This is a genomic window from Veillonella sp. 3310 (genome assembly GCF_003999875.1).
Taxonomy (GTDB): Bacteria; Bacillota; Negativicutes; order Veillonellales; family Veillonellaceae; genus F0422.
This window is the reverse complement of sequence record NZ_RQVJ01000001.1, coordinates 86,290-101,935: the sequence shown is the minus strand read 5'-3', so window position 1 is coordinate 101,935 and position 15,646 is coordinate 86,290. Positions and strand designations below refer to the sequence as shown.

Here is a 15,646-nt window from a genome sequence, read left to right as displayed (position 1 = left end):
GGTACTCCCTTTCTAGGAATTTGGTTCCTCTACACGGGCAAAAATCATTCGTCCCGCACTAGTTTGTAATACAGAAGTAACTACTACATTCACTGTTTGATCCACATAGTCCACACCATTTTCTACAACAATCATAGTACCGTCATCTAAGTAAGCAACTCCCTGATGTGGTTCTTTACCAGCTTTCATAATGCGTACTTGTAAGGTTTCACCGCTCATCATTTTCGGCTTAATCGCATTTGCTAAATCATTTAGATTCAACACCTCAACACCTTGCAAGGTAGCTATTTTATTAAGATTAAAATCATTAGTTATCAGTTTCCAATGGTTATCCATACTAAGGCGAATCAATTTCAAATCTACTTCTGACAGATCTTCATAGTCAACATCAATGATTTCCATAGATTCTTTTAATTTTTCACGCATTGTTTGTAGTAAGTCTAGCCCTCGTCTACCTCTATTCCGTTTCATAGTATCCGCAGAATCAGACAGTTTTTGCAATTCTTCTAGAACAAATACAGGTACTATGAAAGGGCCTTCTAAAAATCCCGTATTTACAATATCTAAAATTCGACCATCAATGACAACCGATGTATCTAAGACCTTAGCAGAAGCAGTTCGGATTTCTTTTACCTTTGATTCCTTAGGTTTTCTCCCCTTATTAAGTAATCCTCTAAACGTATAGGATACCGTAGCTTTATATAAATCTGGTCCTTTATCCATCCCTAAACGAATCCCAATATAACCTAATACGGCACTAAGCACGATAGGTAAGTATGAGCCAATAATTGGTACCCGCTCAAAAGCCACACCAATTAAATTAGCAATAATGAGTCCAAATAATAATCCTATCGTGCCCGCCACTAATTGTTGACTAGGAACTCGACTTAAAATACGTTCAATTTGTTTTGCTACGCTTAAGCCTATACGTAAAATATACTGGGACACTAAATAACCAATAATCGCCGCTACTAAGATACTTATGGTATAGTACAATATCATAATTGCAGATATCCCAAATACGCCCATCTGTAGCATCTTTTCATCCCATACAGATACCATAAGCGTTGATAGAGCATCCGCACCGACGTATCCCATACTACCAAATAAGATAGCAATAACATAGCGCAATAATTTATAGATCATATGGTCACCTCCTCCTTTTTATAAAAGTATACTATACCTATCTGTGATTCTCATGAATGAATCATAATAAAAACTCAGCAAATAGGTTTAGAATATACTTTTCATTACTTCTTGAATACTGGTAACGCCTTGTATGGAGATACCGTCTTGTATTCCTTTTAATTGTTTTACATTTCCAGCAGGGATAATAAATTGTTTAAATCCAAGTTTTTTGGCTTCACCTATCCGTTGTTCTATGCGTGGAATACTACGAATATTGCCGGTCAATCCTACTTCACCTAAGATCACCATATCTGGAGGTACTGGCTTGTTTTTTAAATTAGAGATAATCGCCACTGCCATCGCTAAATCACATGCCGGTTCATTAACTTTTAAGCCACCAATGATAGTGACATACACATCTTTATTTCCCAAGGTAAAGCCACAGCGTTTTTCTAATACTGCTAGAAGCAAAATCAGCTTATTTAAATCATAACCAATCGCAGTTCGACGTGGCATGCCAAATGCTGTAGAGACCACTAAACTTTGTACTTCTACTAAGATAGGTCGTACTCCTTCTAGGTATGCCATGATGGCGGATCCTGTTTCCTCTTCTGACCGTTCTGCTAATAAAGTTGCTGATGGATTAAGCAGTTCTCCTAAGCCTTCTTCTTCCATAGTAAATAACCCTGATTCAGAAGTAGAGCCAAATCGATTTTTAATGCCTCGTAAAATACGGAATTGATAGGACCGTTCCCCTTCAAAATATAGTACTACGTCTACCATATGCTCCAGCATACGAGGTCCTGCAATGGTACCATCTTTTGTTACATGACCAATGATAATCACGGGAATATCTTGATCTTTTGCAAAGCGCAACAATCTAGCCGTACATTCACGAACTTGACTGACACTACCCGGTGCAGATTCTACAGAGCCTACATACATAGTTTGGATAGAGTCAATCACAAGCAGCATTGGTTGACTTCGTTTAGCTTCATTCAATATGGTATCTAAATTAGTTTCTGCCTGCACTAACAGATTGGAAGAATTGATACCTAGTCGATGAGCTCTCAACTTTAACTGCATATCTGATTCTTCTCCAGATGCATATAGTACCTTACCAGACTCTTCTGCAATACGACCAGATACTTGCAATAGTAAGGTAGACTTACCAATACCTGGGTCCCCACCTAGCAAAATCAATGCACCTGGTACGATACCACCACCTAGAACACGGTCAATTTCCCCATATCCAGAAGTAATACGGGCAATAGCTCCTACCTCAATTTCTGTCAAAGCTTTTGGCTTATTGTCCTCGTCTTGTACCGGTCGATAAGATGCTACATGCTTCGTTTTCACTTCTGGTTGAAGTTCTTCTTCTACTGCCGTATTCCAAGCGCCACAAGAGGTACAACGACCAAACCATTTCGATGACTCATTTCCACATTCAGAGCAGAAAAAAACTGTTTTCTTTTTAGCCATAGATACCCTTTCTTATAAAAATAATGCGCGTCACTGAAAAGAAACGCGCACTACTCTTCGGGCAACACCGTTTATTTCGTACCGAAAATACGATCTCCCGCATCACCAAGACCAGGCAAAATATATCCATGGTCATTTAATTTTTCATCTAATGCAGCTGCATAGATGCGTACGTCAGGATGCGCTTTATTCACAACTTCTACACCTTCTGGGGCTGCCACTAAACACATTAATTGAATGTCTTTAGCACCTTTTTCTTTTAACAAAGAAATCGCTGCTGCTGCACTACCACCTGTGGCCAACATTGGATCTGTTACGATAATACGACGTTCTGCTAAGTCAGATGGTAATTTGCAATAGTATTCCACTGGTTGCAATGTTTCAGGGTCACGATACATACCTACATGACCTACTTTTGCCATTGGCATTAATTCTAGCAAACCATTCACCATGCCTAGACCAGCGCGAAGAATTGGAACAATACCCAATTTTTTACCTGCGATTTGTTTGCCAATAGCTTCTACTAATGGAGTTTGCACTTTCACATCTTCTAATGGTAAATCACGTGTAATTTCATAGCCCATTAATAAAGCAATTTCTTCTAATAATTGGCGGAAATCTTTTGTACCAGTTTCTACAGATCGAATCAACGTTACTTTGTGTTGAATCAAAGGATGTGTCATTACATTTACGTTCATCTTATTTACTTCCTTTTTATTAATTAAGCATACATTGGATATGTTTCACAAAGTGTTGCTACACGTTGTTTTGCCTCTGCCAATACAGCAGCATCTTCTGGTTGTTTCAATACTAAAGAAATGATGCTTGCAATTTCTTTCATATCTTCTGCGTTCAAACCACGAGTTGTTAATGCTGGTGTACCTAAACGGATGCCAGATGTAACAAATGGACTTTCTGGATCAAATGGGATTGTATTTTTGTTACATGTAATACCCACTTCATCCAATACATGTTCAGCTACTTTACCAGTTAAGCCAACCGTACGTAGGTCTACTAATAATACATGCGTATCAGTACCACCAGATACAATAGTAAAGCCTTCTTGTTGTAGCTCTTCTGCTAATGTTTGAGCATTCACAATCACTTGTTTAGCATACTCTTTAAACTCTGGTTGTAAAGCTTCACCAAATGCTACTGCCTTAGCAGCGATGACATGCATTAAAGGACCACCTTGAATACCTGGGAAGATAGATTTATCAATCGCTTTAGCATATTCTTCTTTACACATAATCATGCCACCACGTGGTCCACGCAATGTTTTATGTGTAGTAGTAGTTACAATATCAGCATACTCCACAGGGTTTGGATGCAATCCTGCTGCCACTAATCCAGCAAAATGTGCCATATCTACCATGAAAATAGCTCCTACTTCATGAGCAATCTCCGCCATTGTTTTGAAATCGATTTGACGAGAGTAGGCGCTGCCACCACCAATGATCATTTTAGGCTTATGCTCTTGTGCAATTTTACGCATTTCATCATAATCAATGCGACCTGTTTCTGCATCTACACCGTAAGGAATAATATTAAAATACTTACCAGATACATTCACCGGAGATCCATGTGTTAAATGTCCACCATGGGATAAATTCATACCCATAATAGTGTCACCTGGCTCTAATAATGCAAAGTATACGCCAAAGTTCGCTTGAGAGCCAGAATGAGGTTGTACATTCACATGTTCTGCGCCGAACAGTTGTTTTGCTCTTTCAATAGCCAACTCTTCTACCATGTCGACATATTCACATCCACCGTAATAACGTTTATGTGGATATCCTTCTGCGTATTTATTTGTCAATACGCTACCTTGTGCTTCCATCACAGCTTGAGACACAAAGTTTTCCGATGCAATCATTTCTAATTTGTTGCGTTGACGACCCAACTCTAATTCAATCATTTCTTGAACTTTAGGGTCTTGCTGTTTTACATAGCTCATGGTAACCTCCTGTGAAAGAAACATTTCAATCTATCCTTTATTATAGTAATAATCCCCACCTTTTGCAAGGCAAATTAGGGAATTTCCGGAATTACCCTGGCAGTAACTAAAATATATAATTCTACTTCATCTTTTGTTTTACGACTATGTTGAAATAGTTTCCCAATAAGAGGAATATCTCCCAAAATCGGCACCTTTTGCCATTGGCGCATGGTACGTCGATCCATCAATCCACCAATAACCAATGTTTCTCCATTAGGTATGCGTACTCTCGTCTTTGCTTGTCGCGTGGTAATACGATAGGCTTTCATTTCAGGTACTAACGTAGGGTTGCTCACTTCCGCTTCTACAATGGTATCAATGTGATTTCCCTGTAACACATAGGGTTTGCATCGTAGTCGTATACCTGCCTCTTCATAGCGAATACTGGTTCTCGTCACACCATTTTGAATGGATTCTACTGTAACCGGCACACGTTCACCAATTAAAATAGCCGCTTCCTCTCCATTAACAGCCACAATACTAGGCCTTGCAATCAATGCCATATGGCTACTTCCTTCTTTAGCAGACAATTCCGGATGGGCTAAAAAAGAGTACGATGTCCCTTTGGGAACATGGCCGATATGCACATTTCCTTCTATACCAGACTCAGATTTTCCATGCATAGAAAGTCCTGAACTTTGTAACCCCGGAAATGACCATTGTATTCCAAGTTCTTTAGCATAGCCTTTTTCCATAGCCAATACTGCCACATCTAACTGAACCTGTTTCGGGGTGGTATGCCAAGATCCAAGTACTTTTTCAACTTCTAAAATTTCATGAACGGTTCCGTAATAGATGACTTCGTTGGTACTTCGTATCACTTGTATATGTTCCTTGGGAACTACGGTCTGAATAAGATTATTCAATTCTTCAGGAGTGGCCGTCTCTGCTACGATTCTCCGCACATGTCGTCGTTCTTTTTCTTCATGACGTCCTTCTACAATAAATGTTCCACCTTCTTCATAGACTAAAAAACCTAACTGTGAGCCCAATTTGTTAATGGCCTCTTTCCCAGAATTTTCTCGTACTTCTAAGGTAACCTTCCCCTCTAATGTATCTAATCCAACCACTGAAAGTTTTTCCGTTCTAGCTATGGTTTGCACCAATGTTCGTAACGGCATATCTTTGGCCATAATATGTACTGCCTCTACTGGAATGATTCCTAAGAGTACCATTATTAATGTATATGCTATCCCCCATCGATACATAGGTTGATAGATAGAAATTTCTACCTTCCTTCTAAGATATTTTAATGTTCTAATCAGCATAAGTATCTCCTTTCTTTATATTTCTACCTTGTATTCTACTTAGTATTTTCACCCCTCATTTACTCTATCCACTGCACAGAACCATTCACTTGAATCTGTACCTTTGTATCATGAATCATATACACCTGCACACCATCAACTACATCTCCTTCATACACAGTATGAGTACTTCCATTAATATCTAACACAGCTACAGGTACCTCTCCTTGTATAATCCCCAACAATTGTACTTGCACCGCTTTTACAGGCTTTACTGCATGTCTCTCATACATGTTTCTATCTGTATTATCGCCATAGGTATGGGCGGAATATCCTTCCATACTGTTTTTATTACCGTTTCCTTTCCTTTTCATGTTGCCCATGTTATTAGTATCTGCACCTACTACAGCTTTTGGACTAGCACCTGTTAACTCCTGTGCAAATGTATCTAATAATGAATAAGGCCGTACTACATTCCGTATAGGAAAAACAAGTTTCCCCTTAGCTGACTCTTCCTCTAGAGGAGAATTTTTTTCTTGTTGACGCCCTTTATATTTTTTATCACCATTTACTAATTTAATTTTGGTATCTTCTACCCCCTTATTAGCTTTTACATTTTTATTTTGTCCTATTACATCCTTTTCACGATGGACCTGCATAGGACTTTCTAAATGTTCTACTTCTGACCAAGCAGACTCTCTCCAACCTAGATAACAAATGAGGCACAATAAAACGGTCGCCCCGAAAACGAGACGACCGTGTGTACGTATATACTTCATTATGTAATTGTAGAGGTCTTGCGTAGATGAAACTTTCATCATGCCCTCCTATATACGATTAATATCCTTTAGGATGTAATTGATGCCAATTCCAAGCATCCCGAATCACTTCTTGTACTGTGCTATGAACAGGTTTCCAACCTAATTTTGCATGGATTTTTTCAGAAGATGCAATCAGCGTGCCTGGATCACCAGCACGACGTTCACCATAATCAACACGGAAATCTACACCTGTCACTTCTTTAGTAGCCGCTACAATTTCATTTACACTGAAACCATTACCTGAACCTAAGTTAAATACGTCTGATTCTCCACCATTGTAAAGATATTCCATAGCTAAAATATGAGCTGATGCCAAATCATTTACATGTACATAGTCACGTACGCATGTACCATCTGCTGTATCATAATCTGTACCAAATACAGTGATGGATTCACGCTTACCTAGGGCTGCATCGATGATAAGCGGAATTAGATGTGTTTCTGGTGTATGATCTTCACCAATTTCACCAGATGGATCAGCACCGGCTGCATTGAAATAACGCAGTGCTACAAATTGAAATCCATAGATATTACTATAATCACGAAGCATATCTTCAATCATCAATTTGGTACGACCATACACATTCGTTGGATTCCATTTTGCATCTTCTGTAATAGGCACGACTTCTGGTTCACCATATACAGCTGCCGTAGAAGAGAATACCAAACGATTCACTCCATGTTTACGAGCTGTTTCTACCAAACGGTAGGAACCTACTACGTTATTTTCATAATAGATTGATGGATTTACCATGGATTCGCCCACTTGAGAGTGTGCTGCAAAGTGCATAATACCATCAATGTGATGTGTTTCAAGAACCTCACCTAATGCAGGGTCTGTAATATCCATTTCATAGAATGGTACCCCTGCCGGAATAGACTCCTTATGACCTCTGGATAAGTTATCCACAATCACCACTGTATGACCTGCTCCCAATAGAGCACGTACTGTATGGCTACCAATATATCCTGCGCCACCTGTCACTAAAATATTCATTCTTACTTCTCCTATGCTTTTGAAAGTTTAGGTCCTAACAATTTTTTATACACTTCTACGCCTGGTTGGTTAAAAGCATCCACACCGGCTAATTGACCTTCAAAATAGATAGCCCAACACATCGTAAACATAAGCTCTCCCAAGTGGAAAGCATTCATCGTTGGCACTTGGTAGGTTCCATTAAATCGTCCATCACTGGCTAGGGACTCTGCATTTGATGCCAAGGCAGCACGATTGATAAACCCTAAATCAAGACCTGCTAGAGCTTCCAATTTACTATATTGGTCATACATATGTGGCACTGTTAAAGAGACATGCCAATCTTCTACATCGATAAAAGACACAACTTTATCATAGCGTCCTTCTTGATGTTCCTGTGTTTGTGCATGCATGTCGGTAGTACCTACCGCTACAATTGGAGTACGACCATAATGACCAGTTTTGTCGGTCTTTTCCTTACCCAATGACTCCGCTAACAATTGTACATACCATTCAGACAAGGACTTCAAACGATCCGCATAAGGCATAAATACTTCAATATGACGACCATATTGTTCAGAACCAATATATTTTAATACAGCACTTAACAAGGCTGGATTTTTCCACACATCTTGCTCTTGAGCTGCTATATCTGCGGCTTTAGCACCTTCTAAATAGGCATGAATATCAAAACCTAACAAGGCTCCAATAACTAATCCTACTTCAGAGAATACAGAGAATCTGCCACCGATACCATCTGGTACTGCGAAAATAGAATCTCCCCAACCTTCTGCAACCGCTAATTTATGAAGTAAAGTTTCTTTTTCATCCTCTCTAGGATCCGTCACAACCAATACTTCATAATCAATCATAGCTACTTCTAAGGCTTCTTTAACAATCATAAAGTTTGTCATTGGTTCAATGGTAGAACCAGACTTAGAAATCAGTACCAACAGCACTTTATACTCATTAGGTACATGAGCATGGTCTTCTAAAAATTGCTGTTCTTTCCATTCTCTTTGTAATTGCTTGATTAATTCTTGGGTACGTACAGGGTCAACATTATTGCCACTAAAATACATGCGTGGGCGATAATTACGCTCTTCATCACTCATGGAGTTCCAAAACTCCCCACAATGTACATCAAATAGTACTTTCCCACCTAAGAAAGAGCCACCAATACCAAAGCTTACCACAGTGCTTACTTTCTTGTTTCTTAAATCATCTAATCTAGCCATCACTGTTGGGTTATTAATATGACCTTCCACTACATATGGTAATTGCGGGAATAACACCAATTCAGGGTCTCCATCTTTAGATAAATGACCTTTCACAACACCATGATGACGTGTTTCTTCCGCTGCTGATAAAGCATCAGAAATAACAGTGCTTAAGTTTGTTACATCTGCTTCGGTCACACCGCCAGGCAACATCATATTTGTATAATCATAAACAAAACCAGAGTCTAATTGAATCCGTTTCATAGTTTCCTCCTATGTACAGTATGATTGTAATTGTACTTTTATTGTACATCAAATCATGGAGAGATTAAAGGAATTTTACAAGAAATTTCCTACCAGTGTTATTTTAGTAAAGTACCCTTTTTTGCCAAGGCATCTGCACGATCGTTATAAGTAATACCCGAGTGAGCTTTTACCTTATGAAAATCGATACGAAGTTGTTTGCTGGCTTCTTTCATTCGCTTCGCATAATTAGTTGTTAATGGATTATTTGTCTTCCATCTACCTGTGGCCCACATTTCAATGCCCATATAATCATAATAGAGGGAACATGAAGTATATCCATGGTTTAATGCATAGTCCACTACATGAAGGGCCGCTAATAATTCCCCAGACACATTCCAATATGCCACATGATTTGGATCTGTACTGGAAAGAGAAAACTCTACTTCTTCTGTATCAAGAAGGATAACCCCTCCAGAGCCAACCACACCTTTTCGCTTATCAAAACTCCCGTCGATAAAAGCGCGAACTTCACAAGGATCTGACTCCACTATTTGGCTTATGTCATCCGTCTGTGTCTTAAGATATTCCCCTACGCTCATTTTTTTGGAAGTACCACCCGATGTTTTCCTTGTTCCCCGTTGTTTGACAATCGAACTATTAGCTACACTTACGGTACCCATATAGGCTTTTGCTTCTGCTTCTGTAGGGAATGACTTATACTGCGCACCAGGAAAGCCTTTGACTTGCACTTCACAGTCAGACCAAGTCACGTAGATTCCTGGATTGTGTCCTACTCGAACAGCATAATATTTCTTTGCCATATTTACCCCATTGTCAGTGGTGCCACAGTGCCACCTACCACGTCTACTAATGATTGTGGATTGACTTTCACTTGCATTCCTCTAAGGCCTGCACTGACATAAACCATAGGAATGGAGCTAATACTATCATCAAAAAAAGTAGGAAATGCTTTTTTCATCCCCAATGGAGAGCAACCGCCACGTAAGTATCCTGTTAACGGTAATAAATCTTTTACCGCTATGAGTTCTACCGATTTATTACCACTCACTCGTGCCGCTTGTTTCATATCTAATTCCCCTTCTACAGGAATACAGAATACTACATGACCTGTTACATTACCTTTTCCTACAAGTGTTTTAAATACTTGTTCTGGTGGAATATGCAAAGACTCAGCCACATGTACACCTGCACCACGTTCTTCTGACCATTCGTAGGTGAACACTTCATAGTCAATATGGTGGGTATCTAGAATGCGTAATGCATTTGTTTTTTTATGTCCTTTTTTACTCATAGGAACTCCTATTTATTGGTAATCTTTGAAATATTTTTTAATTCAATACGCAAGGTACCATTTTCATTCGTTGAAATTTCTATAAATTCACGATCATTCATATACTCTACAGGAAATGAAAGTTCAATACCCGTATCCGTTTTAATTTTATGTTGCTTCCCCACTTTAGTAGCATAGGTCCGACTCACTGGTAATGGCTCAAGTAAATCTTCCTCCGCGAGTTCTTTCATAGCTGCTTCTCGCTGAATGGGGTTCGTGCTAAATACTTGTTCAATAATATGTCGTGCTTCTAATGTGTCAGATACTTCTGCATTCTTCGCTAGCAACTCCTTTGTTTTAGCCATAGCTGCCACACCATCTTGCTCATGAGCTTTAGAAATTCGATCCACTACAGTACGCACTTTTTTCACTGTATCTTTAGAAGATGGATTGGTAGTAACTTGAAAGATTCGTTTTTCCAAAAAGTGCATTTTCTCTCCATCATATTCGCCTTTCGGTTCAAAGAGGCGTATGGACATATCAGAGAGTTTAATACTCACAAAAGCATATAATTTTTGTGTTACTGTAGGTAATACTACACGATGTTCTACCAATTTTGTTGCTAACGAACCATCTTCTTCTGAGTAAAGTTGATGTGTATACCCATCATGAGCTTTGCAAAGTAAGATGCAAAGATAATCTTGTTCTCCTTGAGCTTCACAGACAATCATATCCAGTACACAAGGGTCCATCGCTTGTGCCATGTATGTAAACAAGGTATCTCCTAAGTCTTTCCCAAACTCTACCAAAGACACTTCTTTATTCTCCAATTGTTTTACTTTTCTCCCCCATGGTGTTTGATCAGATATATATCCGGTTCGTGCACCAGGGTCCTGCAATGCTTTCATCACATGCATTTCAAGATAGCTCTGTATTTCTGGTTCTTCAATATTCATCAAATGATCCGAATAGGCAGACATAGACGACGTAAAGTCGAATACTTCCAATACAGCTGCATTAATTTGCATAGTTCCTCCTCAATAACAAAGAGCTTTGCCTGCGCAAAGCTCTTATGATGTTATCTATTATCTTTCACATAGTGATAGGTATTTTCCAGTCCTTTTTGTAATGTCCATTTCGGCATATACCCTAAACATTGTTTTGCTTTCGCAGTGCTCAATAAAGAATGTTTAATATCACCAATGCGCGGTTCTTCATAATGACGTTCTACAGTAGTGCCAGCAATATCTTCTAATGTATTGATTAAATCATTTACAGAAATCCCAGTTTCTGTACTCACATTGATAACCCCTGTTACATCATTGTCTAATCCCAATATATTGGCTTCCACTACGTCATCTACATAGACAAAGTCACGTGTTTGCTCACCATCGCCAAAAATTTTGATGGATTCACCATTTGCCACATGTTCGCAGAAAATGCTAACAACACCACCTTCACCGCCATTGCCTTGACGTGGTCCATATACATTAGAATAGCGATAGCAAATATATGGTAATCCAAAGGATTCTTGGTAAATCCGCAAATACCCTTCCGTAGTTAATTTTGTCAATCCATAGCAAGAACGAGGGACTCCTGCCAATTCTTCTGTCAAAGGTAATACCTCTAAATCACCATATACCGCAGCAGAGGAGGGCATAAGGAATTTTTTTACACCCACTTTAACAGAGGCTTGTAATAAATTCAACAGTCCCATTAGATTGATATCACAATCTTCTGTTGGATGTACCATGGATTCTGCTACTACTGTTTGCGCTGCCTCATGAAATACATAGTCTGGTTGAAATTTTGTAAACACATCATGTATCTTTGTATCTCGTATATCTAGTTCTAAAAATTCAGCTTGTTCATTCACAAATGTCCGCAATCCACTGCTTAAATTGTCAATGACAAGTACACGATGTCCCTCTTGAATCAATCGATCTACTAGATGTGATCCAATGAAACCGGCACCGCCTGTTACAATTATATTCATATTCCTCATTCCTGTATCAATGACTGTCTTAATAATGTAAATTATACACCGTATTTAATCTAGTGCAATAGTATGTAACCTATACCTTCCTTAAGCTTCTATATACTGAACTAATTGTTCATAGTGCTCTTTTGCTTGTGTATGAATCACTTGTAGCTGTGCATCTTCACCTGTATACAGCATATTACCAGTGAAGACACCACCTTTAAAATTCATTTTGCAGAACTTACAAGTGGCTTCACAAGTTTTAAATATTTCATCAATGGTAATGCCTTTATCACCATGCAACGCATATTCATCATTTCCACAAGCAGCTGTAAGACCAACGACCATATCCTTACCGGCTACTGCATAAGTATCTGCTCCATAAGCCCAACCATAAGCAAATACTTCTTCAAACCATCTCATAATAAGTGATGTCAAAGAGTACCAAAATAGAGGAGACTGGATCACAATCGTATCCGCCCATAACAGTTTTTCACGTTCTGCTTCTACATTGATCTTGTAATCTCCATAAAGCATTTCCAAACGATCAAACTCAGCATTAGGATATCTTTCTTTAAGCAACGCCAGAATCTCTTTGTTTGCCACAGAACTTTCTTCATGGGTATGACCTGTTACAATTAAAATGTTTTTCATTTCTATACCTCCCCTAATTTAGATACTTATAAGTACACTCTATTATCGTTCTCGTTGGATATCATAATCTGTCCCATTTGTACGAATGGTAATAGTTCCCATCGTATCTGTACGATAGATATCTACATGTTCTTCCAATAAACGTGCCATAGCTTTCTCCCCTGGATGTCCATAAGAATTATGTAATCCAGCAGAAATAACAGCGGCTTCTGGTCGAACAGAACGAATAAAATCTTTTTGACTAGAACCATTACTACCATGGTGTCCAACTTTTAAGATTTTACTAGACATTTTCGTATTTTGCTCTTTGATAAGGCGTGCTTCTTCTTCTTTTTCAGCATCACCAGTCATAAGCATAGAAAATTTACCAAATGTCAGCTTACCTACAATGGAGTTATTATTTTGATGAACTTCACCTTTTTTATCAGTCATCACCTCCCCTTTCCATGGGGCATAAACCTCAAAATACGCTCCATTCCCTAAATCTAAACGATCACCTGTATGGAGTGTTTCACGATGAATCTGTTTTGTATCTATTGTTTTTAGATAGGTTCTATAGGTTCCACTATCGATTTCGATACCATTATCATAGACATGTTTAATAGGGATTGCTTTGGCTATGGCATAGAAACCGCCAATATGATCCGCATGAGGATGTGTCAAAATGACATTTTCTAATTCTTTCACACCATATTTTTTTAATAAGGCTACCACCTGTGGTCTATGTTCAATATCACCAGTATCGATCATAGAAAATTTATCCCCAATTTGGAGTAAAATTGCATCTCCTTGTCCGATATCCAATACATGAACCTTCATGGTTCCCGTTGGTGCTTGCGTAGATTGACTAACTTCTGCCTTTGCAGAGTTTGCATTCACCTGTGAAAGTTCTTTTCCACAACCTACTAGACTTAGTAGTGCTACCACCAACACACCTAACAAAAGTAGATATTTATATATTGTTTTTTTCATATGTAAATACTTTCTAACCTCTATATATTACAACAGTTATTACAGTGGTAAAACTGGCTTGTATCCATCGATTGTTCGTAGTACACGACCAATTCGTTGTGCAACCTCTGTAGGAGTAAAGCCTGGACCACAATCCTCTAGTGCTAGATCTCCAGCACGACTATGTGCATATATAGCAACATTTATAGCATGTATCGGGTTTTGTTCTTGATTTAACATAGAACCAACAACACCAGCCAATACATCACCCATGCCCCCAGTTCCCATATAGGGGTTACCTGTTGTCGTTATGTATACTCTACCAAATGGAGTCGCAAAAATCGTTGGTTGTCCTTTTAGGACAACATACACACTATGCTCTTTCGCAAAGGTACTAGCATATCCAATGAGATTTTTGTTAAGCTCTCCTATACTTTTTCCTGTAAGAGCTGAAAATTCACCTAAATGTGGTGTTAGGACAGCCACCCGCTCTTCTTTACCTAATGAGCATGAAATCTGTTTTAACACTGATAGATGACTAGCAACCTCCATGAGTCCGTCTGCATCAATTACCATGTGGCTTTCTGTAACAGATTGCATCCATTGAAGTAAATGTTTCTTATCACTATTGCTTCTGCCTCCACCAGGGCCAATGACTACTGTACTATTCCCATCTAGTTGTTCTACATCACTACTACATATCATCATTTCAGGGCGACTCAAGGACCGCAATGCATCTAACTCATTTGTACCAGACAGTATAGTGACTTTTCCAGCTCCACTGCGTAAAGCTCCTTCAGCACTTAATATAGGTGCCCCATAAATCCCTGGAGATCCCCCCACAATATAGACGTGACCATTAGTTCCTTTATGAGCAATTGGAGAACGGGAATCTACATGCAAGGACTCTGCGTTATTCCAATAGATTTCTGTCCAATTATGATCCGATTTCCACAATGCATGATGCGGAAAAGGATATCCGATACTGCCGATACTCATATGTCCTACATGTTCTCTTCCCGGATAGAAAAGCATTCCCACTTTGGGAGCTAACAACGTAATTGTTTCATCTGCTATGAATGAAGAGATGTCAGCATTTCCTGTTAAGCCATTTACACCACTAGGAATATCAATGGCAATACATTTTCTTGTCTCGCTATTAGATCGCCATTCCTTACATTGTTCAAAAATAGATGCTATTTGTTCTGGTAATACACCGTGAAAGCCTGTGCCAAACACACCATCTACCACAATGCTTACATCTCGTAATATATGGGAGGGTATTAGACTCCCATTAGACTGCATCATCTCATCAGTCACAATCGTAATAGTATCTTTTAAGGTATTTACTACTTTCCATTGTTGTTGAAACAATGAAGAGCCGTCTTTGGGCTTACCTAACACAACAACATAAGGAGTCACTTCAGGCACTTCTGTGAGAAAACGTGCTGCCACTAAGGCATCACCACCGTTATTGCCAATGCCACAAAGAAATAAAACTCCCTTAGGCCCCTTTATTTCTTGTATATATCTATGTACGATCTCAAACACAGATCGTCCTGCTTGTTCCATCAAATGAGATACTGGAAGCCCTAAACTTTCAATATATTGATCTACTATGTTAACTTGCTTTGGTGTTAATAGTCGCAT

At 38.9% G+C, this 15,646-nt stretch carries 15 protein-coding genes; all 15 read right to left on the bottom strand.

Annotated features, from left to right (window positions below; genetic code table 11):
• Positions 1-12: 12 nt before the first annotated feature.
• The 15 genes from EO127_RS00540 to EO127_RS00470 all read right to left on the bottom strand — a co-directional run bounded on the left by EO127_RS00540 (position 13) and on the right by EO127_RS00470 (position 15,646).
• Entirely contained in the window at positions 13-1,146 is a 1,134-nt protein-coding gene (locus tag EO127_RS00540) for a PIN/TRAM domain-containing protein (RefSeq protein ID WP_127447571.1), read from the bottom strand.
• An 87-nt stretch (positions 1,147-1,233) separates the two neighbouring features.
• Positions 1,234-2,610, bottom strand: coding sequence for a DNA repair protein RadA (gene radA, locus EO127_RS00535; protein ID WP_127447570.1), 1,377 nt, complete (start codon positions 2,608-2,610; stop codon positions 1,234-1,236).
• A gap of 71 nt (positions 2,611-2,681) precedes the next feature.
• Complete coding sequence (gene upp / locus EO127_RS00530; RefSeq protein ID WP_127447569.1) at positions 2,682-3,308, bottom strand: uracil phosphoribosyltransferase; 627 nt, start codon at positions 3,306-3,308, stop codon at positions 2,682-2,684.
• Positions 3,309-3,331: 23 nt separating this feature from the next.
• Complete coding sequence (glyA, locus tag EO127_RS00525) at positions 3,332-4,567, bottom strand: serine hydroxymethyltransferase (protein WP_127447568.1); 1,236 nt, start codon at positions 4,565-4,567, stop codon at positions 3,332-3,334.
• A 74-nt stretch (positions 4,568-4,641) separates the two neighbouring features.
• Positions 4,642-5,877 carry a type II secretion system protein GspD gene (locus tag EO127_RS00520; RefSeq protein WP_127447567.1) on the bottom strand — a complete coding sequence of 412 codons (1,236 nt, stop codon included), beginning with the start codon at positions 5,875-5,877 and terminating at the stop codon, positions 4,642-4,644.
• 59 nt (positions 5,878-5,936) lie between these two features.
• A complete protein-coding gene (locus tag EO127_RS00515) occupies positions 5,937-6,674 on the bottom strand; it encodes a hypothetical protein (protein ID WP_164742241.1) in 738 nt (245 codons plus the stop codon).
• 19 nt (positions 6,675-6,693) lie between these two features.
• Entirely contained in the window at positions 6,694-7,674 is a 981-nt protein-coding gene (galE, locus tag EO127_RS00510) for a UDP-glucose 4-epimerase GalE (RefSeq protein WP_127447565.1), read from the bottom strand.
• An 11-nt stretch (positions 7,675-7,685) separates the two neighbouring features.
• A complete protein-coding gene (locus EO127_RS00505) occupies positions 7,686-9,137 on the bottom strand; it encodes a glucose-6-phosphate isomerase (protein WP_127447564.1) in 1,452 nt (483 codons plus the stop codon).
• Positions 9,138-9,235: 98 nt separating this feature from the next.
• Positions 9,236-9,940, bottom strand: coding sequence for a viroplasmin family protein (locus EO127_RS00500; RefSeq protein ID WP_127447563.1), 705 nt, complete (start codon positions 9,938-9,940; stop codon positions 9,236-9,238).
• A 2-nt stretch (positions 9,941-9,942) separates the two neighbouring features.
• Positions 9,943-10,431, bottom strand: coding sequence for a Cys-tRNA(Pro) deacylase (gene ybaK, locus EO127_RS00495; protein ID WP_127447562.1), 489 nt, complete (start codon positions 10,429-10,431; stop codon positions 9,943-9,945).
• An 8-nt stretch (positions 10,432-10,439) separates the two neighbouring features.
• Positions 10,440-11,438 (bottom strand): nucleoid-associated protein, encoded by a 999-nt coding sequence (locus tag EO127_RS00490; protein WP_127447561.1) that lies wholly within the window; start codon positions 11,436-11,438, stop codon positions 10,440-10,442.
• A 50-nt stretch (positions 11,439-11,488) separates the two neighbouring features.
• The gene (locus EO127_RS00485) at positions 11,489-12,406 is read right to left on the bottom strand and encodes an NAD-dependent epimerase/dehydratase family protein (RefSeq protein ID WP_127447560.1); all 918 of its coding nucleotides are present in this window, start codon (positions 12,404-12,406) and stop codon (positions 11,489-11,491) included.
• Positions 12,407-12,496: 90 nt separating this feature from the next.
• On the bottom strand, positions 12,497-13,045 hold the full coding sequence (locus EO127_RS00480) for an NAD(P)H-dependent oxidoreductase (RefSeq protein WP_127447559.1): 549 nt from the start codon (positions 13,043-13,045) through the stop codon (positions 12,497-12,499).
• Between the two features lie 42 nt (positions 13,046-13,087).
• The gene (locus EO127_RS00475) at positions 13,088-14,017 is read right to left on the bottom strand and encodes a ComEC/Rec2 family competence protein (protein ID WP_127447558.1); all 930 of its coding nucleotides are present in this window, start codon (positions 14,015-14,017) and stop codon (positions 13,088-13,090) included.
• Positions 14,018-14,056: 39 nt separating this feature from the next.
• Positions 14,057-15,646, bottom strand: coding sequence for an NAD(P)H-hydrate dehydratase (locus EO127_RS00470; RefSeq protein WP_127447557.1), 1,590 nt, complete (start codon positions 15,644-15,646; stop codon positions 14,057-14,059).

Excerpts from the sequence above, each read along its gene's own strand:
- EO127_RS00520 (WP_127447567.1), bottom strand. The coding sequence starts at position 5,877 with ATGCTGATTAGAACATTAAAATATCTTAGAAGGAAGGTAGAAATTTCT.
- EO127_RS00500 (WP_127447563.1), bottom strand. The coding sequence starts at position 9,940 with ATGGCAAAGAAATATTATGCTGTTCGAGTAGGACACAATCCAGGAATC.
- EO127_RS00475 (WP_127447558.1), bottom strand. The coding sequence starts at position 14,017 with ATGAAAAAAACAATATATAAATATCTACTTTTGTTAGGTGTGTTGGTG.
- EO127_RS00485 (WP_127447560.1), bottom strand. The coding sequence starts at position 12,406 with ATGAATATAATTGTAACAGGCGGTGCCGGTTTCATTGGATCACATCTA.
- EO127_RS00505 (WP_127447564.1), bottom strand. The coding sequence starts at position 9,137 with ATGAAACGGATTCAATTAGACTCTGGTTTTGTTTATGATTATACAAAT.
- upp (WP_127447569.1), bottom strand. The coding sequence starts at position 3,308 with ATGAACGTAAATGTAATGACACATCCTTTGATTCAACACAAAGTAACG.
- radA (WP_127447570.1), bottom strand. The coding sequence starts at position 2,610 with ATGGCTAAAAAGAAAACAGTTTTTTTCTGCTCTGAATGTGGAAATGAG.
- EO127_RS00470 (WP_127447557.1), bottom strand. The coding sequence starts at position 15,646 with ATGCGACTATTAACACCAAAGCAAGTTAACATAGTAGATCAATATATT.
- EO127_RS00540 (WP_127447571.1), bottom strand. The coding sequence starts at position 1,146 with ATGATCTATAAATTATTGCGCTATGTTATTGCTATCTTATTTGGTAGT.
- EO127_RS00480 (WP_127447559.1), bottom strand. The coding sequence starts at position 13,045 with ATGAAAAACATTTTAATTGTAACAGGTCATACCCATGAAGAAAGTTCT.
- glyA (WP_127447568.1), bottom strand. The coding sequence starts at position 4,567 with ATGAGCTATGTAAAACAGCAAGACCCTAAAGTTCAAGAAATGATTGAA.
- galE (WP_127447565.1), bottom strand. The coding sequence starts at position 7,674 with ATGAATATTTTAGTGACAGGTGGCGCAGGATATATTGGTAGCCATACA.
- EO127_RS00515 (WP_164742241.1), bottom strand. The coding sequence starts at position 6,674 with ATGAAAGTTTCATCTACGCAAGACCTCTACAATTACATAATGAAGTAT.
- ybaK (WP_127447562.1), bottom strand. The coding sequence starts at position 10,431 with ATGAGTAAAAAAGGACATAAAAAAACAAATGCATTACGCATTCTAGAT.
- EO127_RS00490 (WP_127447561.1), bottom strand. The coding sequence starts at position 11,438 with ATGCAAATTAATGCAGCTGTATTGGAAGTATTCGACTTTACGTCGTCT.